Annotated in this window: 24 protein-coding genes; 14 read left to right on the top strand and 10 right to left on the bottom strand. The window is 49.3% G+C overall.

All coding sequences use genetic code 11. From position 1 onward, the window contains the following. Positions 1-4: 4 nt before the first annotated feature. From Q1B04_RS11925 to Q1B04_RS11915, 3 genes are all read left to right on the top strand, one after another. A complete protein-coding gene (locus Q1B04_RS11925) occupies positions 5-493 on the top strand; it encodes a zinc dependent phospholipase C family protein (protein ID WP_299759041.1) in 489 nt (162 codons plus the stop codon). Between the two features lie 66 nt (positions 494-559). Then, on the top strand, positions 560-985 hold the full coding sequence (locus tag Q1B04_RS11920) for a hypothetical protein (RefSeq protein ID WP_299759040.1): 426 nt from the start codon (positions 560-562) through the stop codon (positions 983-985). Positions 986-1,278: 293 nt separating this feature from the next. Beyond that, positions 1,279-1,824, top strand: coding sequence for a hypothetical protein (locus Q1B04_RS11915; RefSeq protein WP_299759039.1), 546 nt, complete (start codon positions 1,279-1,281; stop codon positions 1,822-1,824). 74 nt (positions 1,825-1,898) lie between these two features. Here Q1B04_RS11915 and msrA read toward each other — a convergent pair whose 3' ends face one another. After that, positions 1,899-2,399: a peptide-methionine (S)-S-oxide reductase MsrA gene (gene msrA, locus Q1B04_RS11910; RefSeq protein WP_299759038.1), complete on the bottom strand. Its 501-nt coding sequence runs from the start codon at positions 2,397-2,399 to the stop codon at positions 1,899-1,901. Between the two features lie 88 nt (positions 2,400-2,487). On the opposite strand from msrA, the gene Q1B04_RS11905 reads away from it, so the two are divergent. Further along, positions 2,488-3,573, top strand: coding sequence for a DUF3616 domain-containing protein (locus tag Q1B04_RS11905; RefSeq protein ID WP_299759037.1), 1,086 nt, complete (start codon positions 2,488-2,490; stop codon positions 3,571-3,573). Positions 3,574-3,646: 73 nt separating this feature from the next. After that, positions 3,647-4,105 (top strand): hypothetical protein, encoded by a 459-nt coding sequence (locus Q1B04_RS11900; RefSeq protein ID WP_299759036.1) that lies wholly within the window; start codon positions 3,647-3,649, stop codon positions 4,103-4,105. 82 nt (positions 4,106-4,187) lie between these two features. Here the strand turns inward: Q1B04_RS11900 and Q1B04_RS11895 are convergent, their stop codons facing one another. The 3 genes from Q1B04_RS11895 to Q1B04_RS11885 all read right to left on the bottom strand — a co-directional run bounded on the left by Q1B04_RS11895 (position 4,188) and on the right by Q1B04_RS11885 (position 6,654). Continuing rightward, positions 4,188-4,451: a hypothetical protein gene (locus Q1B04_RS11895; protein WP_299759035.1), complete on the bottom strand. Its 264-nt coding sequence runs from the start codon at positions 4,449-4,451 to the stop codon at positions 4,188-4,190. A 75-nt stretch (positions 4,452-4,526) separates the two neighbouring features. Continuing rightward, positions 4,527-6,050 (bottom strand): HTTM domain-containing protein, encoded by a 1,524-nt coding sequence (locus Q1B04_RS11890; protein ID WP_299759034.1) that lies wholly within the window; start codon positions 6,048-6,050, stop codon positions 4,527-4,529. 82 nt (positions 6,051-6,132) lie between these two features. Further along, a complete protein-coding gene (locus Q1B04_RS11885; RefSeq protein ID WP_299759033.1) occupies positions 6,133-6,654 on the bottom strand; it encodes a hypothetical protein in 522 nt (173 codons plus the stop codon). Positions 6,655-6,977: 323 nt separating this feature from the next. Here Q1B04_RS11885 and Q1B04_RS11880 point away from each other — a divergent pair, with 323 nt between their 5' ends. Further along, positions 6,978-7,631, top strand: a complete 654-nt coding sequence (locus Q1B04_RS11880) for a DsbA family protein (protein WP_299759032.1) — start codon at positions 6,978-6,980, stop codon at positions 7,629-7,631. 1 nt (position 7,632) lies between these two features. On the opposite strand, the gene Q1B04_RS11875 is transcribed toward Q1B04_RS11880, so the two are convergent. Both Q1B04_RS11875 and Q1B04_RS11870 read right to left on the bottom strand, forming a co-directional pair. Further along, positions 7,633-8,040 carry a hypothetical protein gene (locus Q1B04_RS11875; RefSeq protein ID WP_299759031.1) on the bottom strand — a complete coding sequence of 136 codons (408 nt, stop codon included), beginning with the start codon at positions 8,038-8,040 and terminating at the stop codon, positions 7,633-7,635. A 174-nt stretch (positions 8,041-8,214) separates the two neighbouring features. Next, positions 8,215-8,436, bottom strand: coding sequence for a hypothetical protein (locus Q1B04_RS11870; RefSeq protein WP_299759030.1), 222 nt, complete (start codon positions 8,434-8,436; stop codon positions 8,215-8,217). Between the two features lie 160 nt (positions 8,437-8,596). On the opposite strand from Q1B04_RS11870, the gene carB reads away from it, so the two are divergent. The 6 genes from carB (at position 8,597) to Q1B04_RS11840 (ending at position 16,748) form a co-directional block, all read left to right on the top strand. Further along, the gene (gene carB / locus Q1B04_RS11865) at positions 8,597-11,410 is read left to right on the top strand and encodes a carbamoyl-phosphate synthase large subunit (protein ID WP_299759029.1); all 2,814 of its coding nucleotides are present in this window, start codon (positions 8,597-8,599) and stop codon (positions 11,408-11,410) included. 500 nt (positions 11,411-11,910) lie between these two features. Next, positions 11,911-12,060, top strand: a complete 150-nt coding sequence (locus tag Q1B04_RS11860) for a hypothetical protein (RefSeq protein ID WP_299759028.1) — start codon at positions 11,911-11,913, stop codon at positions 12,058-12,060. A gap of 149 nt (positions 12,061-12,209) precedes the next feature. Beyond that, positions 12,210-12,488, top strand: coding sequence for a DUF4834 family protein (locus tag Q1B04_RS11855; protein WP_299759027.1), 279 nt, complete (start codon positions 12,210-12,212; stop codon positions 12,486-12,488). A 42-nt stretch (positions 12,489-12,530) separates the two neighbouring features. Next, entirely contained in the window at positions 12,531-14,984 is a 2,454-nt protein-coding gene (locus tag Q1B04_RS11850) for a YfhO family protein (protein WP_299759026.1), read from the top strand. Positions 14,985-15,146: 162 nt separating this feature from the next. Continuing rightward, positions 15,147-16,049, top strand: coding sequence for a pyridoxal-phosphate dependent enzyme (locus Q1B04_RS11845; protein ID WP_299759025.1), 903 nt, complete (start codon positions 15,147-15,149; stop codon positions 16,047-16,049). Positions 16,050-16,112: 63 nt separating this feature from the next. Next, positions 16,113-16,748, top strand: a complete 636-nt coding sequence (locus Q1B04_RS11840; RefSeq protein ID WP_299759024.1) for a DUF4230 domain-containing protein — start codon at positions 16,113-16,115, stop codon at positions 16,746-16,748. A 109-nt stretch (positions 16,749-16,857) separates the two neighbouring features. Here Q1B04_RS11840 and Q1B04_RS11835 read toward each other — a convergent pair whose 3' ends face one another. The 4 genes from Q1B04_RS11835 to Q1B04_RS11820 form a co-directional block, all read right to left on the bottom strand. Then, positions 16,858-17,772: a GyrI-like domain-containing protein gene (locus Q1B04_RS11835; protein ID WP_299759023.1), complete on the bottom strand. Its 915-nt coding sequence runs from the start codon at positions 17,770-17,772 to the stop codon at positions 16,858-16,860. A 576-nt stretch (positions 17,773-18,348) separates the two neighbouring features. Continuing rightward, a complete protein-coding gene (locus Q1B04_RS11830; protein ID WP_299759022.1) occupies positions 18,349-18,909 on the bottom strand; it encodes a hypothetical protein in 561 nt (186 codons plus the stop codon). Between the two features lie 138 nt (positions 18,910-19,047). Then, on the bottom strand, positions 19,048-19,596 hold the full coding sequence (locus tag Q1B04_RS11825; protein ID WP_299759021.1) for a DUF6252 family protein: 549 nt from the start codon (positions 19,594-19,596) through the stop codon (positions 19,048-19,050). Between the two features lie 157 nt (positions 19,597-19,753). Beyond that, on the bottom strand, positions 19,754-20,239 hold the full coding sequence (locus tag Q1B04_RS11820) for a regulatory protein RecX (RefSeq protein WP_299759020.1): 486 nt from the start codon (positions 20,237-20,239) through the stop codon (positions 19,754-19,756). Between the two features lie 233 nt (positions 20,240-20,472). Between Q1B04_RS11820 and Q1B04_RS11815 the strand changes: the two genes are divergently transcribed. Both Q1B04_RS11815 and Q1B04_RS11810 read left to right on the top strand, forming a co-directional pair. Then, the gene (locus Q1B04_RS11815; RefSeq protein WP_299759019.1) at positions 20,473-21,351 is read left to right on the top strand and encodes a DMT family transporter; all 879 of its coding nucleotides are present in this window, start codon (positions 20,473-20,475) and stop codon (positions 21,349-21,351) included. Positions 21,352-21,457: 106 nt separating this feature from the next. Continuing rightward, the gene (locus tag Q1B04_RS11810) at positions 21,458-24,049 is read left to right on the top strand and encodes a DUF5686 and carboxypeptidase regulatory-like domain-containing protein (RefSeq protein WP_299759018.1); all 2,592 of its coding nucleotides are present in this window, start codon (positions 21,458-21,460) and stop codon (positions 24,047-24,049) included. Positions 24,050-24,082 lie beyond the last annotated feature (33 nt).

Genomic DNA, 24,082 nt, shown 5'->3' with positions numbered 1-24,082 from the left:
GGACATGGGCTACTATCCTTTCGGCAACACTTTTTTCACGGACCTGACGCATTATGTGCGCAGCGGCGATTTTGTAGAGAGCCTGGTACGCCATGCCGCTACTGTAGAAGAGCTCGGATTTGCGTTAGGTGCCATGGCGCACTTTAACGCAGATATCTACGGGCACCCTATCGGTACCAACAGAGCGGTGCCGCTGGTTTACCCGGAAGTGCAGCAGGAGTTTGGCCACTCCGTAACGTTTGCCGATGATGCCATCTCCCATATAAAAACTGAGTTTGGTTTTGATGTGCTGCAGGTGGCGCGCGGCAATTATGCGCCCGAAGCTTACCAGGAGTTTATCGGCTTTGAGGTATCGAAGGAGCTGCTGGAGAAAGCGTCTATGGAGACTTACGGGCTGGAGCTGAAGGAGGTGTTTACCAGTTTGCCGCTGGCCATAGGCAGTTACCGCTATACCATCCGAAGCGTTTTTCCGGAGCTGACAAAAGCGGCCTGACAGGCGAAGAAAAGCCAGATACAGCAGGAACACCCCGGTGTAACCAGGCAGCAATTTATGTATCGCATGAGCCGGTCCAGCTTTCATAAGCAGTGGGGCAGGGAGTATGAGCGGCCGCACTTTTTTGCGCGCGCGGCAGCCTGGGTTATAAAAGTACTGCCTAAAATAGGGCCGCTGCGGCCTCTGGCATTTGTGCCTCCGGCTCCCGAAGCAGAAAAATTGTACATGGAAAGCTTTAACGTAATCGTAGACAAGTATGGAGCCATGCTAAAGCAATTGGAGCAGCAGAGACCACAGCTGCAAAACCTGCAGCTCGATACAGGCAACCCAACACGCCCCGGCGCCTATTCCCTCACCGACGAAACTTACGCCAAGCTGCTGAAAAAGCTGGCCAAATCAGAGTTTAAGCAAGCCAACCGGGCACTGCAGCAGGAGCTGTTGCTATATTTTGAAAAAGCTAAACCACCGGGCGGCGAGATAAGGAGGAGCTAAAGGAGTGGGAGGATACGCAGGAATACCTGGTGCAGCTGCGGCAACTACATGCCGGGCAGTAAACTTTTAAAATAGTATAATTTTTGTGTCGGGAAGTAGAGCTGATTAATTACTTAGCAAACCGGCTAAACTTTAAAGAGAACGCAACCGCTACTGAAAAATATAGCTGCAAACGTAACTATGCGTTGAGTTTAACGATAAATATAGTTGCGGGCTATGGATTAGCCGGAATAACTCCGATCAATCCGGACTGCACAAAATTATATCATTTATAAATCGATAAAAGAAATCAAATGGAAACGAACAAGAATAATAGCACGACCTCTAATAGCTCAACCTCACAAACTCAGGCTAAAGCAAATACAACGCCTTCTAGCGGCACGCAGAGCAACGCAAACCAAAGCAGCTCTACACAAAACAGATCAAGCCTGAACCAAAATAGCTCTAGCCAAGGAAGCAGCAACAGCAGCAATAACATGCAGGGCCGCAGCAACCAGCAAGCTACTACAGGCAAAGGCGGCGTAAAGGATATGCAGGAAAAACTGACACAGTTTGGCAGCACCGCAGCTACTAAGTTCAGCAACATGACAACCAAGCAGAAAGCCATGGTAGGCGGTGCCGTACTGGCGTTAGGCGCAGGCTGGGTAGCTTTAAGCCAGAAAAACAAAAACAAAATCAAAAGCCAGGTAGGTTCAGCAGCATCTACTGCCAAAGAAGCCATGCATAATATTAACGCAAAGCAGCAGCAGAACAAGCCAAGCAACTCCGGCTCCAGCAGCTCAAATACTGGCTCTAGCTCCAACTCAAGTTCTTCGAGCACAGACGCTCGTGTAAAATAAGCTAGCGAAGCAGATAAAACTACAAAGCCGAACCTCAAGCAGGTTCGGCTTTGTAGTTTCTAATTTAAGTCAATTCAGCTGGTGCGGCAGGTGGCCATACCCCGTTTTATCAGGTATTGCTGGTGATATTCCTCAGCATGGTAGAAGGTGTCGGCGGGTACAATTTCAGTAACAATCTGACGCCCGCTAAACTCCGGCGACTGCTGCCAGTTCTCCTTGGTGGTTTCGGCCATCAGGCGTTGCTCATCGTTGTGGTAAAATACAACGGAACGATACTGAGAGCCCACATCCGGGCCTTGCCTGTGAAACTGCGTGGGGTCATGCGCTTGCCAGAACACCTGCAGCAGCTGGTCGAAATTCACCTGTTTTGGGTCAAATGTTACCTGCACTACTTCGGCATGGCCGGTGCAGCCAGCGCATACATCCTGGTAAGTTGGGTTATGGGTATGCCCGCCCATATAGCCTACCTCCGTATCTACTACGCCGGGCGTGTTCCTGAAGGTAACTTCTATACCCCAGAAGCAACCCGCCCCGAAGGTGGCTTTCTGTAGTTGTCTATCTTTTGTCAATTCCATAGTCCTTTCGTTGTTTTCTTATAGCTGGCGCATTACAAACAGGTGCGGCAGCTCGTAAAATGCCTTATCCATACTTTAAAACTGCATAATGAAAAAGAAGGTTATACTTCAGTTTGACCCTCAGCACAGCCGAAACCCCGAAGGGAAGCATGTGCGCGACGGGCTCTCTACAGTGCTGGCGATTGGCAACAACCTGTGGCTCAGTTGCGATGAGCGCACTACCATTGAGCGTCTGTCGTTGCAGGCCGATGGCTCTTACGCGCAGCATCAGTCTTTTGATTTGGAAGATTATCTGGATTTACCTGCAAAAGGCAAAAGTGAGATTGATATAGAGGGAATGGGCATTGCCGATAACTATCTCTGGATAATGGGCTCGCATAGCCTCAAACGCAGCAAACCGAAGCGCCATCAACCCATCCAGAAACAAATAGAGAAACTCGCAAAAGTTAAAAACGACCCTAACCGCTACCTGCTGGCTCGCATCCCTATACTTAAAGACGCTGAAACCGGCGAGTATACTCTGATGCAGAAGGCCGATGACCCCAATAGCCCAGGACACACGCTGCGGGCGGCGCAGCTTCACGGCGACACGCACAGCAGCATACTAACCGAGGTGCTGGAGAAGGATGAGCACATAGCCGCTTTTATGGACATACCCGGCAAGGACAATGGCTTTGATGTGGAGGGACTGGCGATTTACGGCAAGCGTATTTTTATAGGGTTGCGCGGGCCGGTGCTGCGTGGCTGGGCGATGGTGCTGGAGGTAGAGGCCGAGGAAGACCGGAAAGGAGAGCTGCACCTGAAGACGCTGGAAAACGGCAAATTTTATAAAAAGCATTTTCTGAATCTGCGCGGCAAAGGCATCCGTGAGTTACGGTTTTTCGGCAAAGATTTATACTTGCTGGCCGGCCCCACCATGGACCTGGATGGTGTGATAGCCATCTACCGCTGGCCAAACGCCGTGGGGCAGCAGGAGCAGTTGCTGCACAACAACGAGCTGCAGCGGCTACAGGAAGTGCCGCACGGCAGTGGGGAGCATACCGGCAAAGACAAAGCAGAAGGACTGGCCGTGCTGGATGAGCATCATGTGCTGGTAGTGTTTGACAGCCCCACAGACGAGCGCAAGCAAGGCAAGGAGGGAGTTTATGCGGATGTGCTGCGCCTGGTGGAGTAATTGTAACCTTCTTTAGCCAAAGTGCCTATACTTGTTAAATAGCCCAAGGCTGATCATCTAAACGAATAAAACTATGAATAACGCTATAAAAGCGATGGCAGGCGGCCTGGCAGGTGCCTGTGCCCTTACGCTGCTGCACGAAACCGTTCGCCGGTTTGTACCGGAGGCACCCCGCATGGATATACTGGGTATGCGCTCTATTTCTAAAATAATGAAAGGTATAGGCGAGGAGCCGCCGCAGGACGAGGAAGAGCTGCACAACTGGTCATTGGCCGGGGATGTAGTGTCGAACTCGCTGTACTATAGCCTGGCGGGTACGGGAAAAGATGCCTGGTGGCGCGGAGCCATACTTGGCGCAGCGGCCGGTGCAGGCGCTGTATTGCTGCCCGGTCCACTGGGGCTGGGCGAGGAGCCAAGCAACCGCACTTCCAAAACGCAGGCAATGACCGTTGGCTACTACTTGCTGGGTGGTATGGTGGCCGCAGCAGTGGGTTATGCCCTCAGCGGCGACGAAGAAGCCGAGGAAGTATAAGTATAAACTGCGGTAAACCATAAAAAGAAGAAGGCAGGTACTGTAAAGTGCCTGCCTTCTTCTTTTTTATTTAAATAGGATTTTAGTTGCCGCTGGTTGTGGTGCCGCCAGTGGTAGTGCCCATGGTGCCCGTGGTGTCTCCTCCGGTTGCGCTGTTCTGGGCCGTGTCAAGAGGGCTGATGTTTTCGTTGGTCACGTCGTCGCCGTCTTCGTCGTTCATTCTGCCATCAACCTCATTGGCATTGGTTTCAGTGTCTACGCCGGTTGTGTTTTCGGTGCCGCAGCTTGTTAGCGTTGTTGCAGCCAGCAAAGTGCCTGCAAGTATACATGCATATGTTCGTTTCATTTTATTCTTTCTTTTTCTAACATTGATATAAAGATATCTTTTACGGGGAATTTTTAAAACTGATAAGGTTTATACTTACTCCGGCTGGTTGGCGCAGCTGCAAAGCATCTCGCGGGTAGGCACGGCCAGTTGGTAGTCGGGCAGCGACGGTTCTTTCATGTAAAGCACCTCCAGTTGCTGAATGGGCTGTTGCGGGTGTGCTTCGTTCCAGCGGCGCATCAGGTAGTTGCAGTAGTATGGCCGCATGTAAGCGTTATGGATAAACAGATAATTCTCGGAATACTTGCGCCAGCGGTCGTTTTTGAACAGCGATACCACGGATGCCGGCTTGCTGTAGTTTACCTCTTTGCCTTCCTGGTTCAGGTCTATGTTGATGCCGCTGGCCGTATATCCCTCCAGCACATACCAGCCATCATCTTTAAAAACCGTAGGCGAAAACATGCCCCAGTGCTGGTCCAGGCGCAGCAGGTAACCTAACCAGCGGCCGCTATCCGGTATTTTATAGATGGGTAGGCTGGTGCCGCTAAAGTTCCACCAGACACAGTAGAGCAGCGCCACGGCCACAAAGCCGTTGCGCATAGGCGCCAGCAGGCTTTTCGGAAACAGCGGCTTGCTGCGCCATGCTACCTGTACCCGTAAAGCAACAGGGCTACGGAACCGCCCGAAAAGATGCCGAAATTGCCCCAGTTGCGGTCTCCGGAAAGAGCCAAGTAAACGCCTGTCGATCCAGTTCATGGCAGAGGCAGGCAGCAGACCGGCCACAGAAGCTATGTTAATCAGGTAAAAAAGCCCCACAAACAGCGTCAGGCTAATGCCAATATGGAAGCCTACCAGCACCAGCACCACCACCATCCGGAAGAAGGCATTATAGAACGGGATAAGCAGCAGAAAAGGCAGCAGCAGCTCTGTATAATAAGCCGAGAAAGTCAGGATACGCAGGAGCTCAGGGTAAGGGTAAATCAGACGGCCCAGGGGCATCAGTATCTGATCCAGACTAAGGGCATAGTATAACGCGGTGCCGTCTGTGTGCCACTCCGGAGAGTTTTTGAGCAATGCTGTGCAAAAGTACACAAGCCCCACCTGCACAATATAGGCCATAGTGGCGGCGCTAAAGTAACTGGTTTGCTGTGGAGCGACTCCCTGTTTACAGGCTTGTACCGCATCCACAGCGTAAAATCGGCCCCAAGGTAAAAATATGCCCCAGAACAGCAGCATCCGGAGCAGGTCGTCGCCACCTTGTTCTATCAGCGGGTTTCGGTTTTGCAGCGATAGCAGCAGGAGCCAGGTTGCCGCTGTGGCAAGGCGCGTTTTATAACCCAGTAAAAGGCAGCAGGCAAAGCCGGCAGCAAGTATAAACAGCACCAACTGGAACTGCCAAAGGCCGCTAAGCGCGTGTAAGGAGAAGAACTGCGGCAACCACAAATACTGATGCAGCACATGCAGCGGAAGCACGCCCATATTAGAGTAATGCGCCTCCATGTCGGTAGCCCGTATGGCCAAATCTATCAGTACAATACCGGCCAGCCAGATCCGCATGAGTGCCAGCGCCCTCAGGTCTACGGTAAAAACTTTTCGCAGGTATAGCTCCAGGTGCTTCATCGGCTATCGAGTATTTAAAAGCAGAAAGGCAAATACCGTGTGGTGTCTGCCTTTCCTGACTATCTGTTGAGGTTATGTGACATTACATAGTTGTAGTGCCGGTTGTGGTTCCAGTTGTGGTTCCAGTAGTCGTTCCAGTAGTCGTTCCAGTTGTCATGCCAGTAGTTGTACCGGTGGTAGTTGTTCCGGTAGTAGTACCTGTCGTTGTTCCAGTGGTCGTTCCTGTCGTAGTGCCAGTGGTTGTACCTGTAGTTGTACCTGTAGTTGTACCTGTAGTCATTCCGGTTGTTGTCCCTGTCGTCATGCCAGTGGTTGTTCCAGTTGTCGTCCCTGTCGTCATGCCAGTGGTTGTACCGGTTGTACCAGTTGTCATGCCGGTAGTAGTACCCGTTGTGGTAGTGCCTGTAGTTGTGCCGGTTGTTGTACCCGTGGTCATGCCGGTTGTGGTGCCCGTTGTGGTGCCCGTTGTGGTGGTGGTGCCGTCATATTCCTCGGTCGTGTCTATCGCTTCGCTATCGGTTGTGCCATCAGAAGTAGTGCAGCCAAAAGTAAAAGCCGTTAGCGCAAAGGCAGTGGCACAGAAAGTTATTAAGTTCTTTTTCATAGTAATCAGTGTTTGTTTAAACTAATGTTTAGAAATCTAATCCTGATTCTACGGCAAGTACAAAAAAAAGTATAACCAGGTTATACAACTGTTTCTGCTGCCAGCGCCTGGTGTAGTCTATTTCTGAGGCCGGAGCTTGTTTTCAAGTGCTAATTATAAAGCATGTTTTAAGTTTTGCGCTGCTGTAGAGCGAGGTTGGCAAAAGGCAATTCCGGTGTTTTTGGCTTAAGAGTCTGCACAAGTATAAAGTGTGTACAAAAAGGCTGTTGTTAAACTTTTGCCATTTTGCATGGTTGAGAGAAAGTACAAAAAAGGAACAGGTAATGAATAAGCTTAAACTATACTATGTGCAGGATGCGCTGTGCGGCTGGTGTTATGGCATGGGACCGGTTATCAAACGTTTGCACGAAGAGCAGGGGCAGAAGTATACTTTTGAGGTGCTGAGCGGAGGCATGATCCGTGGCAATAATGTCAGGCCCATCAGCGGCATGGCTGATTATATCCGGCAGGTAGCACCCCGTTTAGAGGAAACCACAGGAGTAAAATTAACAGAAGTATACCACCGCGAGATTTTGGACAAGGGAGTTTATATGAGCAACTCCGAACCTCCTGCAGTGGCCATGGCAATACTGAAAGAGCAGTTTCCGGAGCAGCAGGTGCGGTTGGCTGCAGCCATTCAGGAGCAGCACTTTGTAGCCGGGAAAGATCTTAATGAGGTAGATACATACCTGCCGGTGGTGCAGGCTTTTGGAGCTGACGAAGCAGATTTTAGGGAAAAGTTTGTAGTGAGAGATTACCTCGAAAAAGCCCGAAAGGAGTTTGAGCTTGTTGCAAACTGGAGAATAAATGGGTTTCCGGCGATCGTGTGCCAGGCAAATGAAAAGCTATACTTAGCGGCCCAGGGCTACCAGCCTTTCGACCAGCTAAGTGCCACGCTGGAGCGGATACGGCAGGAGATGCCAACTACAGAAGCATAAGCTATTTTGTTTCCGCGGCCATAAGCCACTCGTAAGCAGAAGTAAGATCTGTGAAAACCGCTACATCAAACGGGAAAGGGAGAATCTTTTCGTTATCTACAAAATGTTGCAGCTGCTTCTCGGCAATAGGGTCGAAGGAGTTGATAAAGGCAAAGCGCTTGAGCGGCAGTCTGCGGAAATTTTCCAGAAACTCCTGTAAGGTCCAGCGGGTGTCCTCGATAGGTATAGGAGGAAGCAAACGGCGATCCGAAATGGCGTAAGGTATACCCATTGATTGCACCAGAAGCAAAAAGTGATGCAGCGTTTCGCGGTACTCCCTGCTGGTGCAGGCTCCATACCACTGGCTTACAATTACATTATGAGTACTATAGTACTCTATGTGGTGAAAGGGAGTAGAAGATAGCACCATAGGCAGTGTGTTATGTTTCTTAATATTAACTCTTTACTGAATAATATCAAAGCCTATGCTATGTTATAAAACTATTTTTTTAAAATTATTCTTATAATCACGATAACTTGATAATTATACTGTAGCGCCTCAGCAGGCAGGTTATACTACCGCCAAGGCGCTATAGAAACTATTTTATTTTGTACGCAGGTTGTTGGCGTTGCTTCCATCCAGTTTGCGTGTGTCTTCCTCGTTTTTAGCCGCCACGTTTCCGCCTTCCTCTTTGCCTTCCGGCTCACTATCCAGAAAATCAGTTTGCTCTTTTTTTATACCTGTCAGGGGTTCCGGGTTCTCATCCGGCAGGCGTTTGCTCTCGTCAGAGTTGGTAATAAAGTCGTCTTCTTTCGGGTTTTGCATACGTTTGGGTTTAAGTTTATACTTGTATTTACTGCCAAAGTCTCTGTATAGTTTACGCCTGTAAGGAGGCAAAACTCAAAATAAATCGCCGGCTAGGCATTTTTACATTGCGAGGCCCAACATTTTGCCTTAACTTTGGGCAATTTATACATACCACACCATGCCTAAAGACACTTCTATAAAATCTGTTCTGATCATAGGCTCCGGCCCTATTGTTATTGGTCAGGCTTGCGAATTCGATTACTCCGGCTCCCAGGCTGCCCGTTCCTTAAGAGAAGAGGGAATAGAGGTTATACTTATCAACTCCAACCCGGCTACCATCATGACCGACCCGGTAACGGCGGACCATGTGTACCTGAAGCCGCTGGAGAAAAAGTATATCATAGAGATCTTAGAGAAACATAAGATTGATGCAGTGCTGCCAACCATGGGCGGGCAGACGGCCTTAAACCTCGCCATAGACTGCGACAAAGCCGGCATCTGGAAAAAGTATGATGTGCGTATTATAGGCGTTGACATCAAGGCCATCGAAACGACAGAGGACCGTGAGGAATTCCGTCTGAAGATGATAGAGCTCGGCGTAAATGTTTGTAAAGGAGAAACAGCTACCTCCTTCCTGGAAGGTAAAGAGATAGCCCAGGAAATCGGCTTCCCGTTGGTGATTCGCCCTTCGTTTACTCTTGGTGGTACGGGGGGCGGTTTTGTTAATACCCCTGAGGAATTCGACGCAGCGCTTACGCGCGGCCTGCATGCCTCCCCAACACACGAAGTGCTGGTAGAGCAAAGCATCATGGGCTGGAAGGAGTATGAACTGGAACTGCTGCGCGATAACCTGGGCAACGTGATCATTATCTGCTCCATTGAGAACTTTGACCCGATGGGCGTGCATACCGGCGACTCTATAACTGTTGCCCCGGCCATGACGCTGCCAGACACCGTGTACCAGCAGATGCGCGACCTGGCTATCAAAATGATGAACGGTATCGGGCAGTTTGCCGGCGGCTGTAACGTGCAGTTCTCCGTTAACCCGGAGGATGACACCATCATCGCCATCGAAATTAACCCACGCGTGTCGCGCTCCTCGGCGCTGGCATCTAAAGCAACTGGCTACCCGATCGCGAAGATTGCGGCTAAGCTGGCCATTGGCTATAACCTGGATGAGCTTAAAAACGCCATCACCAAAACAACATCCGCATACTTTGAGCCTGCGCTTGATTATGTGATCGTGAAAATTCCGCGCTGGAACTTCGATAAATTCCCGGGTGTGAACCGCACGCTTGGCCTGCAGATGAAATCCGTGGGTGAGGTAATGGGCATTGGCCGTACCTTCCAGGAGGCGCTCCAGAAAGCCTGCCAGAGCTTGGAGATTAAACGTAACGGTATTGGTGCCGACGGCAAGGAGATGACCGATTACGACAAGCTGATACATGGCATGGCTAACCCAAGCTGGAACCGCCTGTTTAACATCAAAGACGCCATGCGCATCGGCATCCCGACCAGCACCATCCAGAAACTGACTAAGATAGACCCGTGGTTCCTGAACCAGATTGAGGAGCTGGACCAGATGGAGAAAGAGATTGAGAAATACAGCCTTTCTACATTGCCTGCTGAGCTGCTGCGCACTGCCAAAGAAAAAGGCTACGCCGACCGCCAGATTGCTCACCTGCTGCGCTGCCTCGAGAGTGAGGTGTTTAACGTGCGCCAGGAGCTTGGCATCAGACGTGTGTACAAGATGGTAGATACTTGCGCCGCTGAGTTTGAGGCGAACACACCATATTACTACAGTACTTTTGAGGGCGAAAACGAAAGCCTTGTTTCCGATAAGAAAAAGGTGGTTGTGCTGGGTTCAGGCCCGAACCGCATTGGTCAGGGTATAGAGTTCGACTACAGCTGCGTGCACGGCGTGCTGGCTGCCAAGGAGTGCGGCTACGAAACCATCATGATCAACTGTAACCCTGAAACGGTAAGTACTGACTTTGATATTTCGGATAAGCTATACTTTGAGCCAGTGTTTTGGGAGCATATTTATGAAATCATACTTCATGAGAAGCCGGAAGGCGTGATTGTGCAGCTGGGCGGGCAAACCGCACTGAAGCTGGCTGAAAAACTGGACCGTTACGGCATTAAAGTAATGGGCACCAGCTACCAGGCGCTTGACCTGGCCGAAGACCGCGGCTCTTTCTCTTCACTGCTGCGTGACCTGGCCATTCCTTACCCGCCATTTGCTGTTATCGAGACGGCAGAGGAGGCGCTGGAGCTGAGCAAAGAACTGAAGTTTCCGCTGCTGGTTCGCCCAAGCTACGTACTGGGTGGCCAGAACATGAAAATCGTGATCAACGAGAAAGAGCTGGAAGCCCACGTAATCGACTTGCTGAAAGATCATCCTGGCAACAAAGTACTGCTAGACCACTTCCTGGATAATGCCATTGAGGCCGAGGCCGACGCCATCTGCGACGGTGAGGACGTGTACATCTGCGGTATTATGGAGCACATCGAGCCGGCCGGTATTCACTCCGGAGACTCTTATGCGGTGCTTCCTCCGTTTGACCTGAGCGAGAACGTGATCAAGCAGATTGAAGAGTACACCAAGAAAATAGCAGTGGCCCTTCAGACTGTAGGTGTGATCAACATCCAGTTCGCCATTAAGAACGAGACAGTTTACATTATTGAGGCCAACCCACGCGCATCGCGTACGTTCCCGTTCATCGCCAAAGCGTACCGAGAGCCATACATTAACTACGCTACCAAAATTATGCTGGGCGAGGCGAAGGTGAAAGACTTTACCTTTAACCCGTACAAGCACGGATACGCTATTAAGGTGCCGGTATTCTCTTACAACAAGTTCCCGGAAGTGAACAAGGAGCTCGGTCCAGAGATGAAATCCACTGGCGAGGCCATCTACTTCATCGATGACCTGCAGGACGATTACTTCACCAAAGTATACTCCGAGCGGAATATGTATATGAGTAAGTAAGAAAGTATAAACGCATACCTGAACCGGCCGCTGCATAAACTGCAGCGGCCGGTTTTTTTTAGGCTTGGCAGCTCCCAGTTTGTCTGAATCAGGATTTACAGGATTCTAGGATAGATAGGATTTTCTGCAATACTGGGTCTAACCGCCTCAGCCCCTCAGAGCTACGCTCGCTAGTTTCGAACTCTCGTTCTCACTAGTCTAAGGGGGGGATTCTGTTTAAGCTCTGTCAGCAGTGGCTATCTAAAACTGATCCCAGTCCTTGGGTGGGGGTAGGGGCCCTCGTTAAAGAGCGCCTTCTAGATTTCCGGTTTCGCTTCAGCAAAATTGCGACGCAGGAGCAAAGGAAATGTAGACAGCGCGATGCCCTTATCGAGGGCCCCTACTCCCAGGACGAGGCCTCCCTTAAAGAGGGCCCCTACCCCCGCCTTGAGGGAACCAAAGTATAAAATGAAACAAGCAGGTGGTAAAGCCGGGGATCAACAGAAGCTAGAGAGTATAGTTTGGCTCCAGTTGCGCAGGTAAAGCACATGCGGGTGATTGTGCCAGAAGAGCAGCTATACAAGTATGTACCCGTAAATATAAAGTATAACCGCAAGTATAAATCAGCTAACGAAAGTATAACTCACTACACCAAACCGGAACTAACCTAACCAAACCTGCATTTCAAAACTATACTCCTTATCTTTGCCGTGCACCGCCAAAACGTCAGATAACAAAAAACTGGCAAAGGAGTTGTAAGATAGTATCGGTACTGTTTTTGTAGTATGCCTGGTATACTTTTAAAAGAGAAAGCATCATAATGATCAAGTTCATATTCACCACCTTACTCATAATTTTCTTTATTCGAATGGTAGCGCCTGTTTTATTCAGATGGTTGCTGGGGATGTTCATCAAGAAAAAAATGCGCAACGGTTCCTTCTTTTACTCTAACATGAACCAGCAGCGGCAGGCGCAGCAGCCCAATAATGGCAGCGCAAAACGAGCAAACGGGAATGTTAAAATAGATTACATACCAGAGCAGCCGGAACGCAAGAGTTTCAACGGCGGCGAGTACGTGGATTATGAAGAAGTGAAATAAAACTACTATCTTTCAAGCTCTATTTCGGGTTTTTGAAAGATTATGACAACTTCCTTCAATTTTAAGCGCGATGTGCTGCCGCATGCCATCGCCGTACTTATTTTCCTCATCCTGACGGCGGTATACTTTTCGCCGGTCCTTTTTCAGGACAAAGGCCTTGCCCAGCACGACATTCTGCAGTTTAAGGGCGGCGCCAAAGAAATACAAGATTACCGCGAGCGCACCGGCGAGGAAGCTCTCTGGACTAACTCCATGTTTGGCGGTATGCCGGCATACCTTATCCAGACTAAGTTTCCCGGCGACTGGTCGGGCTACATCCACAAAATACTCACTTTTGACCTGCCTGCACTGGCGGGCAATATCTTCATCACGCTGATCTGCGCCTACATACTTCTGGTGGCCATGGGCATGAGCTCCTGGCTGGCCATTATCGGCGCGGTGGCCTTTTCCTTCACCTCCTATAACCTCATCATACTAGAGGCGGGGCACAACACCAAATCGCTGACAATTGCCTACATCCCGATGGTGCTGGCCGGCCTGATTTACGCGCTGCGCAAGAACCTTTGGGTGGGTGCGGCCTTGTTTGCCGTTGGCCTGACGATGAACCTGCATTTCAACCACCTGCAGATGACTTACTACATGCTGTTGCTGGTGCTGGTGTTTGCCGTAGTAGAAATCATTTATGCTGTAAAGCATGGCACCTTTGCAGAACTGCTGAAGCGCGGTGTGGTGTTGTTGGTGGCCGCCATACTTGCTGTGGGCGTAAACTTTGGCAGGCTGTATACCACCGCTGAGTACAGCGAGTACAGCATCCGGGGCAAATCTGAGCTGACCCAGCCAAACAGCGGCGACAACATAGGCAGTGGCCTGGACCGTGAGTATGCCTTTAACTGGAGCTACGGCGTAAGCGAAACAATGACCCTGCTCATCCCTGACTTCTATGGAGGCAGCAGCAGCGCCCCGCTCGACACCGATTCTGAAACATATGAGGCTTTCACAAAGATGGGAGCCGCGCCAGCACAGGCCGAGCAGCTGGTAAAGCAGGGCCTGCCAATGTACTGGGGGCCGCAGCCCATGACGAGCGGACCAGTGTACGTGGGTGCCATCGTGGTGTTCCTGTTTGTGCTGGGCCTGTTCATCGTGGATCGCCGCTGGACGAGCTGGTTGGTGGCCGGAACTATCCTCTCCCTGATGTTGGCCTGGGGTAAGAACTTCGAGTCCTTCAACTACTTCATGTTCGATTACTTCCCGCTTTACAACAAGTTCAGGGCTGTTTCATCGGCGTTGGTTATCGCGCAAATCACTATTCCGTTCCTGGCCATACTTGCCCTCTGGAAACTGATAAACGAGCGTAGCCAGATCAAAGACCTGGATAAGAAACTACTTATATCGGGAGGTATAACGGCGGGCATCAGTTTGCTGGTGTGGCTGTTTGCCGGTACCGCGAGCTTTGTATCAGCCGCTGATCAGCAGCTGATACAGGCGCAGTTCCCGATTGATGCCATCCGTGCCGACCGCGAAAGTATGATGCGCTCTGATGCCTTCCGCTCGTTGGTGTTTATCGTGCTGGCAGCCGGACTGCTATACTTCTATGTGAAGAACAAGCTGTCTGCCACGGTAGCCATAGCCGGTGTAGGTATACTGGTGCTAGTGGATCTGTGGTCTGTAGACCAGCGTTACCTGAACAATGGCGATTTTGAGCGCCGTGTGGAGGCCAACTTCTTCCAGCCAACTCCTGCCGACCAGATGATCCTGCAGGATACGGACCCGGAGAAGGGCTTGAGTTACCGCGTGATTAACCTGCCGAATCCGTTTAACGATGCCCGTACGTCCTACTTCCACAAGTCGGTGGGCGGCTACCATGGCGCCAAGCTGCGCCGCTACCAGGACTTAATCGACCGCCACATCTCCCGTAATAACCTGGAGGTGCTGCGTATGTTGAACACCCGCTACGCCATCACCGGAGATCCGAAGCAGCCGGTGCAGCGCGTGCCGGATGCTCTGGGCAATGCCTGGTTTATAGAGGAGGTGAAGCCGGTGCAATCGCCGGACGAGGAGCTGGATGCCCTGACCATGTTTGATGCCGGTGCAACCGCTGTGGTGGATGTAACTAAATTTCCGGTTGAAAGGCGTTACTTCAGCGCAGACGATGCCAACATCAAGCTGACGGAGTATGAGCCGAATTACCTGAAGTATGAGTATGAAGCTGCCAAAGAAGGGCTCGTGGTATTCTCTGAGATTTATTACCCTGAGGGTTGGCAGGCTTACCTGGACGGAGAGCCGGTTGATCACTTCCGCGCCAATTATGTGCTGCGCGCCATGGAGGTGCCGGAAGGCAAGCACACCATCGAGTTTAAGTTCGCGCCGCAGTCATACTATACAGGCAACACTGTGTCGCTGATCTCTTCTATCCTGCTGGTGCTGGTAATAGCAGGCGCCATCTTCTACGCCGTAAAGAAGCAGCCGGTGGAGGAGCCGATCGTGGAGAAAGTGTAGGTGGAGTTAGAAAGTTAGAGAGTTATTCTTGTAGGGGCAGGTCGTGACTTGTCCGAATCGTGCACAGACAACAATCAGCAATTTAACCATCCAACACTTAACAATCTATAAAGTATAGCCCTGGCTGTTGCCGGGGCTTCTTTTTTTGCCAATTTTGCATGTATGGAGGAGGCACCGCTACAGAAGCTGGAAGATAAACTGCTGCAGGCGCAAGGCGTGGAGCTTTGGGTGAAACGCGAGGACCTGCTGCACCCGCACATCTCGGGTAATAAGTGGCGCAAGCTAAAGTATAACCTGCAGGAGGCGCAGCGGCAAAATCACCAAACCATACTTACATTTGGAGGCGCTTACTCTAACCATATTGCGGCCACGGCAGCGGCAGGCAAAGAGTATGGATTCAAGACTATCGGCATTATCCGGGGTGAGGAGCATCTGCCGCTCAACCCCACACTCAGTTTTGCCACTTCCTGTGGTATGCAGTTGCACTACATCACCCGCGAAAAGTATAAACTTAAAAATGATCCTGCTTTTCTGGAAGAGCTGCTGCTGCAGTTCGGCCAGGTGTACCTGTTGCCAGAGGGCGGTACTAACCTATTGGCCGTAAAAGGCTGCACAGAGATCGTGCATGACATCAGCATAAAGTATGATTACATCTGCTGCGCAATGGGCACAGGCGGCACGTTTGCAGGCATTGTAGCTAGCCTGGCAGGTAAACAACAAGCGCTTGGCTTCCCGGCGCTAAAAGGCGGCGAGTTTTTGAAGCAGGAGACCGAGGAGCTGGTGCTAGGGTACAGCGGCCAAAGTTACAGCAACTGGCAACTCATAACAGATTATCACTTTGGGGGTTATGCCAAGGTAAAGCCGGAGTTGCTGGCGTTTATGGAGTCTTTCCGGCGGCAGCACTACATCCGGCTGGAGCCTGTTTATACCGGTAAAATGATGTATGGCCTCTTCGACCTGATAGGGCAGGGATACTTTGCCAGAGGCAGCCGCGTGGTGGCGGTGCACACAGGCGGGCTGCAGGGAAACGCCGGTTTTCAGGAGCGGCTGGGGCTGCAGGTATAGGCTGAATTTTGTAGCATAATATTTGCGTTACCGTATCTATACCTGAAATCATAATAGCCCCTAATGCTTTTACTTCGTTTTCTGATCAAGATTTTACCCTGGATTATACTTATTTCACTCGGCTTCTTTCTGTGGCGTACTTTTAACGAGTACTTCGGCAAGCCGGAAGCGAAGGAGGAGCCGGAGGTGGTGATCAACTTTAACACTGTGCTTACCTCCGTGGAGGACTTAGGACGCATGGAGCTGGTGCGCTATAATTTTAAAGATGTAGTAGAGTATGAGAAGCGTGTATCGCGGTGGGTGCCGAATTCTAAAATAGTACTGATTGTGGCAGGTGAGGCTGTGGGCTGTGTAGACTTTACCAAAATAACACAAGCAGACATACAGTTTCAGGGCGACTCGCTGGTGCAGGTGGCGCTGCCGGAGCCGGAGATCTGCTACTATAAAATCGACCAGAGCAAGACCAAAGTTTTCAGCAAAGAGAATACCTACTTTCAGGATGCAGACCTGGTGCAGGAAAGCTACAAATACGCCGAGGCCAACGTCAAAAAGGCCGCTCTAAACTCCGGTATACTTGACCAAACCAAGATAAACGCCGAAAAAATACTGAGGCCGATTTTAGAGGAAGTGACCGGCCGCCGCGTGGTGCTGGTGCCGCAGCGCAGAATCCAGAACCCGGAATCAGGGCCTAAAAGATAAATAGCAGAATTTAAGTATAAGCGACACGCAGGTAGCAAAGTTATACTTTGGCCGCCCGTGCTAAACTTAAATAAATGCTAAAACCTTATGCAGTACTGTACAGTATTTTTTATTCAATCGGTATATAAAAATCAACAATAGCCTTTCTCTCGGGATGTTCATTAAAATTGTTGTGATACATCTCAAAAGGGTTACTATCTGCTTTTCTGTACCCGTTTTCGTTCATCCATAGAAACAGACCTGTCCACGATTTTTCAAACTCGTTTAACCCAATCTCGAAGCTGCCTACAATATACTTTCCCGCTTCTATTGATGTGAGCGCGACTTCTCCGTCTGCCTCAGTTGGTTTGTTTAGCAGAATGGCAGCTCTCATCCTTACTTTGCTGGCTTCTGTTACTTTAAAGCTGTCGTGGTAAACCGTTAGCATTTTTGTCTCGTCGTTCATCAGGCCCTGAGGTGTTGCCCATCTAACTAACTTCCCGAAAGCTTCTTCAAGGTTCTGCGGCCCGATACTTGAAACATATGCCACGTTTATTTTCGGCAGTTCTGCGATTTTAATTTTAGCATTCATCCTTATCCAATTTCTGAGATTATCAATGATGCAAATGTACTTGTTGTGGTCAGGATACTCTTGTCCGTTCTTGCTTAGTTGACGAATCTTGCTAAATCTGTTTGGATTTTGCTTTCTGAATTCCGTCGGACTTATTCCATAATATTTTTTGAAGGCTCTGGAAAAAGAAGAATTGTCACTAAAGCCAAGTTTATGCGCAATTGCTGTGGCCGTGCTGTTTTTGTGCAACAACTCCAACGCTGATTTTTCAATTCTCCGTCTGGTCACGTACTCGTTCAGCGTCTCTTCTGTGATAAGCTTAAAAATCCGATGGAAATGAAACGGTGAGAAAAATGCAATTTCAGATACTGTGGCCAAAGACAGGTCCGACTCCAGGTTTTCGTCGATAAATGTAAAAACCCGGTTAATACGCTTTTTATAGTCAGCCTGTATTTCTTTATCTGTATTTGTCATTTTTTAATGCTACCACTTTGTTTGGCTAAAGCATACTTTAGAGGTAAACTATTGATTATGTATTAGTACTTCGTTTGATGTTGTCGTGCCCCGGTAAATTGAATACTTAGGATCTAAAACCGATTTAAAATTTCCGTATCCATAGTAAAGAGAAGCCTGCATGCTATATTCCCCTTTGATTAGGTAGGGTGAAATTTCTTTCTTCTTTAGGCTAATCTCAAACACGTAGGCATCTGTGGGGGGAATTAAAACGGAGTTGGATTTATGAAGCAGTATGTGATCTAAATCTAGAATTTCAGTACATGGGTAATATGTATGCTCTTTATTAGTGCCTGTTTGTCTGAAATCTATACTTATAACAGTTGCACAAAATGATTCTGCTGTTGGCTTATAAAAGAGAAGCGTGTCTATACTGCTAGTGTTGGTGGAGGTTAACCTGATATTAATAGCATCCTTACTTTCTGATAGAAGCTCCAGTTTAAGCTTTACCTGTGCGTAGCAAGTGAAACTAAACAGATATAGCAGCGCAAAGGAGTATAATACTTTTTGAAGCCTCATAGTTATTATGTGTTCCCGCTAAATGGATAGGTTATCCCGCAGTGATGTTATAGCTTTTAACTGTTGCATTATTTCTTCCCAGTTATCAAAGAAGTCTCTAATTAGGTACACATGATGCGTTTTTCCGTTCTTGCTAAGGCTTAGCTTCATGTTGGCAGGAAAGTTTGGTATGTCACTGCTGTTATGTTTAAAGATAACATTGTAGCTGTTTATCTGCAGATATTTAGGCTCTAAGAAAAACCACTCGAAAGTTTCTACAACAATTGAGTTCTCTTTTACCTGTAGGTTTTTTGCCATCGCGTTGATGTATTTGCCTCGAATAACCAAAGGAATAAAGTATGAAAACAGTGTTACCGAAGCAAATGGGAAAATGAGAATGTACAACGTATAAATGTTCCAGCCAACGATAAGCGCCGTACAGAAATTAAAAAACAGCAACAAAAGTGGACCAGAGACAAATGCAGCTTTCTTCGTCTCCCGCCGCATTTTGTTGTAATACTCCCATCCCGTCTGGTTGATATGATGAGGTTGTACCAAGACTTTATTTCCCATTGAAATTTTTTCCTGTGCTAAAGCCAACTAAAGTAGCTTCAAGATTTTTGAACTCATGTATACTCAACAGATAGTGCAGCGCAAACGAATATAGTACTTTTTGAAACCTGTTACTGCTAAATGGATAGGTTATGCTGCAGTAGCCATTGTATTGAGGTAGGTGATTTACTTGAAAGTGCTGACATCAAACCGCCCATAAGAAACCGTTATAGATTCCTGCCCATGCTGAGCCTCAAAGGAAAAGGTGCCTGATACGATACCATTAACTGTATCTGCTCTGGTGATGATGACCATGCCTTTAGACTTACTGGTGGTCATGTATAATTTGCCAGGCACGTAGTAGGCGCCATAGTTCTCAGGCTGCTTCAGCTCTCCGCCTATTAAATTTGTGGTAGATGTTAACGGATATTCTCCTGTTTTAGACACGCCTCTGAGGTAAATCTGAAAACCGGTCTTATCTTTTCTGTAAGCATCTATGAGCACATTGTTTCGGGTTGAGTCAAAAGTATAAGTTCCATGATATCCACCCTCCACAGGGGCGGGTGCGTTAAAGCCCTTGCCGCCGTTAGCAACCCATGCTTTGCTGTTTACAATGGCTCCCATAGTGTCAGCGCCAGTCATGGTGGCTTTGGGCAGTAGCTCTATTTCATCTTTTTTGCAGGCGAGCAGGAATAGGAAGATGAGCACCAAGGGTAGTTTAAGAAAGTGTTTCATGCTTGTTTTAAGGTTTGTACTTTGCCTGACCAACCAGCAGATAAACAGAAGCTTATTTGACATTTCTGCACTGTGTGTTGAAAAGGAATTTATACTTCAAGACTTCCAAACCAATATACAAACAAGCAACGTTAAACCTGCGGCAAGGCAAACATTTCTACTGCTCCTCCAGCCCCTTCAGCGCATCCTGTATCAGGTCGTTTTCATAGCCTTTGCTCATTAGAAAGTAAGTTAGCTTTTGGCGGCGGGCAAAGGGGTTTTTCTCTTTCTCGGTGGCGTTTTTCTTCTCCAGTAGCTGCAGCAGGTTTTGCTCGTATATTTCCGGGTCTATCTCTTTCAGGCCTTGTTTAATGCAGTAATCAGAAATGCCTTTCCCTTTTAAGCCCTGCATAATTTTGCGGCGGCCCCATTTCTTCAGGCCATACTTGCCACGCACGTAGCTTTGGGCATAACGTTCCTCGTCAATCATCTTCTCGTGGCTCAGGCGCACGATCAGCTCCTCCACATCGTCGGGCTCCAGGCCATAGGAGTAGAGTTTGTCGCGCACCTCCTGCTGCGTGCGGTCCTGGTAGGCGCAGTAGGAGGCAGCCTTTAGCAAGGCCTCTTTAGGGGTATAGGTTTTCTTTTTCTTATCGCGTTCCAAATGTGTAAATGGGCTTCTACTAAAGTATAAACAGGGTTTGAAGTTAGAAAGTTAAAAAGTTAGAAGGTTAGAAAGTTTTATTTGCAGGAACAGGTCGTGATCTGTCCGAATCGTGCAGGTTTTTCCAATCCTGTGCATCTGTTAATCCTGCAAATTCTGATTCAGACAAACAGCAGGTAACTATTAGCAAACTACAGCCAAAACCCAGACCTTTGTTGTGAAAAGTATCAAAGATGAAGTTATCAAAAGGAGTGATATACATGCTGCTCTCAACGTTCTTTTTTTCGTTGATGCAGGTGTGCGTGAAGTGGGTGCCGCATATCCCGGCCGAAGAGATTATCGTTTTCAGGTCGTTGATTTCGCTGGTAATTAGCGTAGCTTTTTTGAGGAGGGCGGGCGTGAGCGTGTGGGGCAATAACCGGAAATGGCTGTTCGCGCGCGGAGCCTTCGGGGCGGTAGCACTTATACTTTTCTTTAACGTGCTGCAAAACATTCCGCTGGCCACGGCGGCCACGCTGCAGTACCTGTCGCCGATCTTTACGGCCATTATAGGTATTTTTATGGTGAAGGAGCGGGTGCGGCTGTGGCAGTGGGTCTTCTTCCTGTTGTCGTTTGCCGGGGTGCTGGTAATTGAGGGTGTGGAGACGAATATAGACAGTTTATACTTGTGGCTGGGTGTGATAAGCGCTGTCTTTACTGGCTTGGCCTATAGCATTGTGCGGCGGCTTAACGTGCAGGAGCATCCGTTGGTCATTATCTTCTACTTTCCGCTGGTAACGTTGCCGGTGGTAGGCGTTTATACGTTGTTTCATTGGGTGCAGCCCGAGGGCTGGGACTGGGGAGTGCTTTTGCTGGTGGGCCTGTTCACGCAGTTGGGGCAGTATTACATGACGCTCTCGTATCAGCACGAGGAAATCTCCAAAGTAGCCAACTTAACCTATATCGGCATTATTTACGCGCTGCTGTTCGGGTTTATTTTCTTTGGCGAGCTACTGCATATCTGGACGTATGCAGGTATGGCGCTGGTGCTGCTAGGGGTGATCCTGAACGTACAGTACAAAAATAAAATCAGCAGGAAGGCAACCCTTGCCACCGAAACAGGCTCTAAGTAAACAGACGCCTCCTCTTGCAAAGTATAAATTTGTGATTTTGTGCGGAAGATTAGGCCTTTACTGCGTATATTTTTAGCTGATACGTTTGCTACTAACCCTTTAGCACATGCGCCATACCTACCTGCTTTTGCTGCTGCTTTTCTTGCCTGCCATGGCCATGGCAGGCATTCTGCGCGGCCGCGTAACCGATGAAAACAACAAAGGCCTGCCTTTTGCGAGCATCTACATAGAAGAAACCGCCAGCGGCACCGCCACCAACGACCAGGGCCTGTACCAACTGCAGCTTAGCCCCGGCACCTATACCCTGGAGTTTAAGTATGTAGGTTACCGTGCTCACACCCAAACTGTAACAGTTGGCAAGGCGGCGCAGGAGCTGAACGTGCAGCTGCAGCCGGAGGTGCTTAACCTGAAGGAGGTGGTGGTAAAGGCATCCGACGAAGACCCGGCTTATGGCATCATGCGCAATGCCATAAAATTGCGCAAGTACCACCGCGACGAAGTGAACGCCTGGAGCGCCCGCGTATACATGAAAGGCGTTGCCCGCATGGATAAAGTGCCCTCTAAAATTCTGGGCGTAAAGATAGTGGACGTAGATACAGGCATTGTGTACCTGTCGGAGTCGGTGTCTGAGCTGGCGTTTAAGAAGCCCAACAAAATTCATGAACGGATGATCTCGAGCAAGGTGAGCGGCCAGAAAAAGGGCTTCAGCTTTAACCAAGCCTCCGAAATGAGCATTAGTTTTTACGACCCGCTGCTAAAGGTGGTGGGGCTGAGCGAACGCGGTTTTGTGTCGCCGCTGGCCAACAACGCCCTCATGTTTTACCGCTTCGAGTACCTGGGCACTTTCCAGGAGAACGGCCGCACCATCAACAAGATCAAAGTTATCCCACGCCGTAAGCACGACCCGGTTTTTGCAGGCAATATTTATATTGTAGATGGCAGCTGGCGTATCCACAGCACCGACTTAAAACTGACCAAAGATTCCGGAATTGAGTTTGTAGACTGGATACGGGTAAGGCAGGTGTACGCGCCGGTGGCCGAGGAAGTATGGATGCCGGTGTCGCAGCGCTTTACCTTTGAGGCTGCCGGATTGGGCTTTAAGGGCGGTGGCTATGCCATGGGCGTGTACTCTAACTACAAAGTGCAGCCCGCCTACACCCGTCCGCCAAAGGTGGAGGAAGTAGAGCCGGAGCCGAGTCCTGAACCAGAGATAGCCGCTGCCAAGCCAGCCAGAAAACCAAAATATAAAGTTATAGCACCCGAGGAGGCAGCGCAGCCGGTACAGCCTGTGGTAAGCGATGCCTTGTTCAGCAAAGAGGTGCTGCTGGTGGAGAACGATGCCAACAAACGCGATTCAGCCTATTGGGCATCGGTAAGGCCGGTGCCGCTTACGCAGGAGGAGGTGGTGGATTATCAGAAAAAGGACAGCCTGGAGGTGGTTAAAAACTCCAGACCCTACCAGGACTCGTTGGATGCGGTACGGAATAAACCTTCTTTTGGGAGCTTCCTGCTGGGCGGTTATACTTATTCCAACTCTTATGAGCGCAAGTTTTACCGCTTCGATCCGCTGCTGAGCCTGACGGGCGGGCCAAGTATACTGCAGTACAACACGGTAGAGGGTGTGGCTGCCGATGTGCGCATAAATTACCGCAAGAACTTCGAGGACCGCCGCTATTACCAGATAGAGCCCGCTGTGCGCTACGGTTTCAGCAATAAAAAGCTAAACGGGAAACTGCTGCTCAGCTACCAGTACGACCCTATCAAGAACAGCACCATCAGCGTGGAAGGAGGTCGCTACGTGAGCCAGATCAATTACCTGGACCCGATTTCGCCGTTCGTAAACACGCTTTATACTTTGTTTGCCGAGCGCAATTACCTAAAGCTCTACCAGCGCGACTTTGGCCAGATAAGCTACCGCAGCGAACTCTGGAACGGCTTTAGGCTTAATACATCGGTAAACTACGCGCACCGCATGCCGCTGCAGAACACCGCTGATTTTACTTTCAGGGACAGGGGCAAAGATGAACCCAGCCGCTTTACTTCCAATGTGCCTGATAATGCCGAACTGCCAGGTGCGTCTTTCACGCCACACCAGGCCCTGACGGTAACTGCCGCACTAAGTATAAAACCGGGTATGCGCTACATCTCTCGTCCCGATAATAAAATTAACCTGGGCTCTAAATACCCAACTTTTACCTTGAGTTACCGTGGCGGGATAAAGGCTTTCGGAAGCGATGTAAAGTATAACACTGCAGGCTTGAGCATCAGCGATGATGTAAGCTTTGGCTTGCTGGGCCGCAGTAAGTATAGTGTGCTGGGAGCCACCTTTTGGGGTAAAGAAGGGATGCGGCTAATGGATTACAAGCATTTTAACGGCAACCGCACGCTGGTTGCAGGAACTTACGAAGGTTTTCAGTTACTAGACTATTACCGTTACAGCACCAACAACCGTTATCTGGAAGCGCATTACGAGCATCATTTCAACGGGTTTATATTTAATAAGATACCGCTTTTCCGTAAGCTGAAGTGGCAGGAGGTGGTGAGCCTGAATTATCTAAATACGCAGGAGTCGCGGCATTATTTGGAGCTGGGACTAGGCATTGAGCACATCTTTAAAGTGCTGCGCGTAGATTTTGTAACCTCTTTTCAGGAAGGCAACAAAGCCAGAACAGGTGTCATGGTGGGTTTCGGGTTCTAAGGCAGCAGGTAGTATAGGCGCGACTCTATAACC

Origin of the sequence: uncultured Pontibacter sp. (assembly GCF_947495565.1) — a bacterium.
Taxonomy (GTDB): domain Bacteria; phylum Bacteroidota; class Bacteroidia; order Cytophagales; family Hymenobacteraceae; genus Pontibacter.
This window is presented reverse-complemented; position numbering and strand designations above follow the sequence as displayed.

Excerpts from the sequence above, each read along its gene's own strand:
- Q1B04_RS11925 (WP_299759041.1), top strand. The coding sequence starts at position 5 with ATGGGCTACTATCCTTTCGGCAACACTTTTTTCACGGACCTGACGCAT.
- Q1B04_RS11920 (WP_299759040.1), top strand. The coding sequence starts at position 560 with ATGAGCCGGTCCAGCTTTCATAAGCAGTGGGGCAGGGAGTATGAGCGG.
- Q1B04_RS11915 (WP_299759039.1), top strand. The coding sequence starts at position 1,279 with ATGGAAACGAACAAGAATAATAGCACGACCTCTAATAGCTCAACCTCA.
- msrA (WP_299759038.1), bottom strand. The coding sequence starts at position 2,399 with ATGGAATTGACAAAAGATAGACAACTACAGAAAGCCACCTTCGGGGCG.
- Q1B04_RS11905 (WP_299759037.1), top strand. The coding sequence starts at position 2,488 with ATGAAAAAGAAGGTTATACTTCAGTTTGACCCTCAGCACAGCCGAAAC.
- Q1B04_RS11900 (WP_299759036.1), top strand. The coding sequence starts at position 3,647 with ATGAATAACGCTATAAAAGCGATGGCAGGCGGCCTGGCAGGTGCCTGT.
- Q1B04_RS11895 (WP_299759035.1), bottom strand. The coding sequence starts at position 4,451 with ATGAAACGAACATATGCATGTATACTTGCAGGCACTTTGCTGGCTGCA.
- Q1B04_RS11890 (WP_299759034.1), bottom strand. The coding sequence starts at position 6,050 with ATGAAGCACCTGGAGCTATACCTGCGAAAAGTTTTTACCGTAGACCTG.
- Q1B04_RS11885 (WP_299759033.1), bottom strand. The coding sequence starts at position 6,654 with ATGAAAAAGAACTTAATAACTTTCTGTGCCACTGCCTTTGCGCTAACG.
- Q1B04_RS11880 (WP_299759032.1), top strand. The coding sequence starts at position 6,978 with ATGAATAAGCTTAAACTATACTATGTGCAGGATGCGCTGTGCGGCTGG.
- Q1B04_RS11875 (WP_299759031.1), bottom strand. The coding sequence starts at position 8,040 with ATGGTGCTATCTTCTACTCCCTTTCACCACATAGAGTACTATAGTACT.
- Q1B04_RS11870 (WP_299759030.1), bottom strand. The coding sequence starts at position 8,436 with ATGCAAAACCCGAAAGAAGACGACTTTATTACCAACTCTGACGAGAGC.
- carB (WP_299759029.1), top strand. The coding sequence starts at position 8,597 with ATGCCTAAAGACACTTCTATAAAATCTGTTCTGATCATAGGCTCCGGC.
- Q1B04_RS11855 (WP_299759027.1), top strand. The coding sequence starts at position 12,210 with ATGATCAAGTTCATATTCACCACCTTACTCATAATTTTCTTTATTCGA.
- Q1B04_RS11850 (WP_299759026.1), top strand. The coding sequence starts at position 12,531 with ATGACAACTTCCTTCAATTTTAAGCGCGATGTGCTGCCGCATGCCATC.
- Q1B04_RS11845 (WP_299759025.1), top strand. The coding sequence starts at position 15,147 with ATGGAGGAGGCACCGCTACAGAAGCTGGAAGATAAACTGCTGCAGGCG.
- Q1B04_RS11840 (WP_299759024.1), top strand. The coding sequence starts at position 16,113 with ATGCTTTTACTTCGTTTTCTGATCAAGATTTTACCCTGGATTATACTT.
- Q1B04_RS11835 (WP_299759023.1), bottom strand. The coding sequence starts at position 17,772 with ATGACAAATACAGATAAAGAAATACAGGCTGACTATAAAAAGCGTATT.
- Q1B04_RS11825 (WP_299759021.1), bottom strand. The coding sequence starts at position 19,596 with ATGAAACACTTTCTTAAACTACCCTTGGTGCTCATCTTCCTATTCCTG.
- Q1B04_RS11815 (WP_299759019.1), top strand. The coding sequence starts at position 20,473 with ATGAAGTTATCAAAAGGAGTGATATACATGCTGCTCTCAACGTTCTTT.
- Q1B04_RS11810 (WP_299759018.1), top strand. The coding sequence starts at position 21,458 with ATGCGCCATACCTACCTGCTTTTGCTGCTGCTTTTCTTGCCTGCCATG.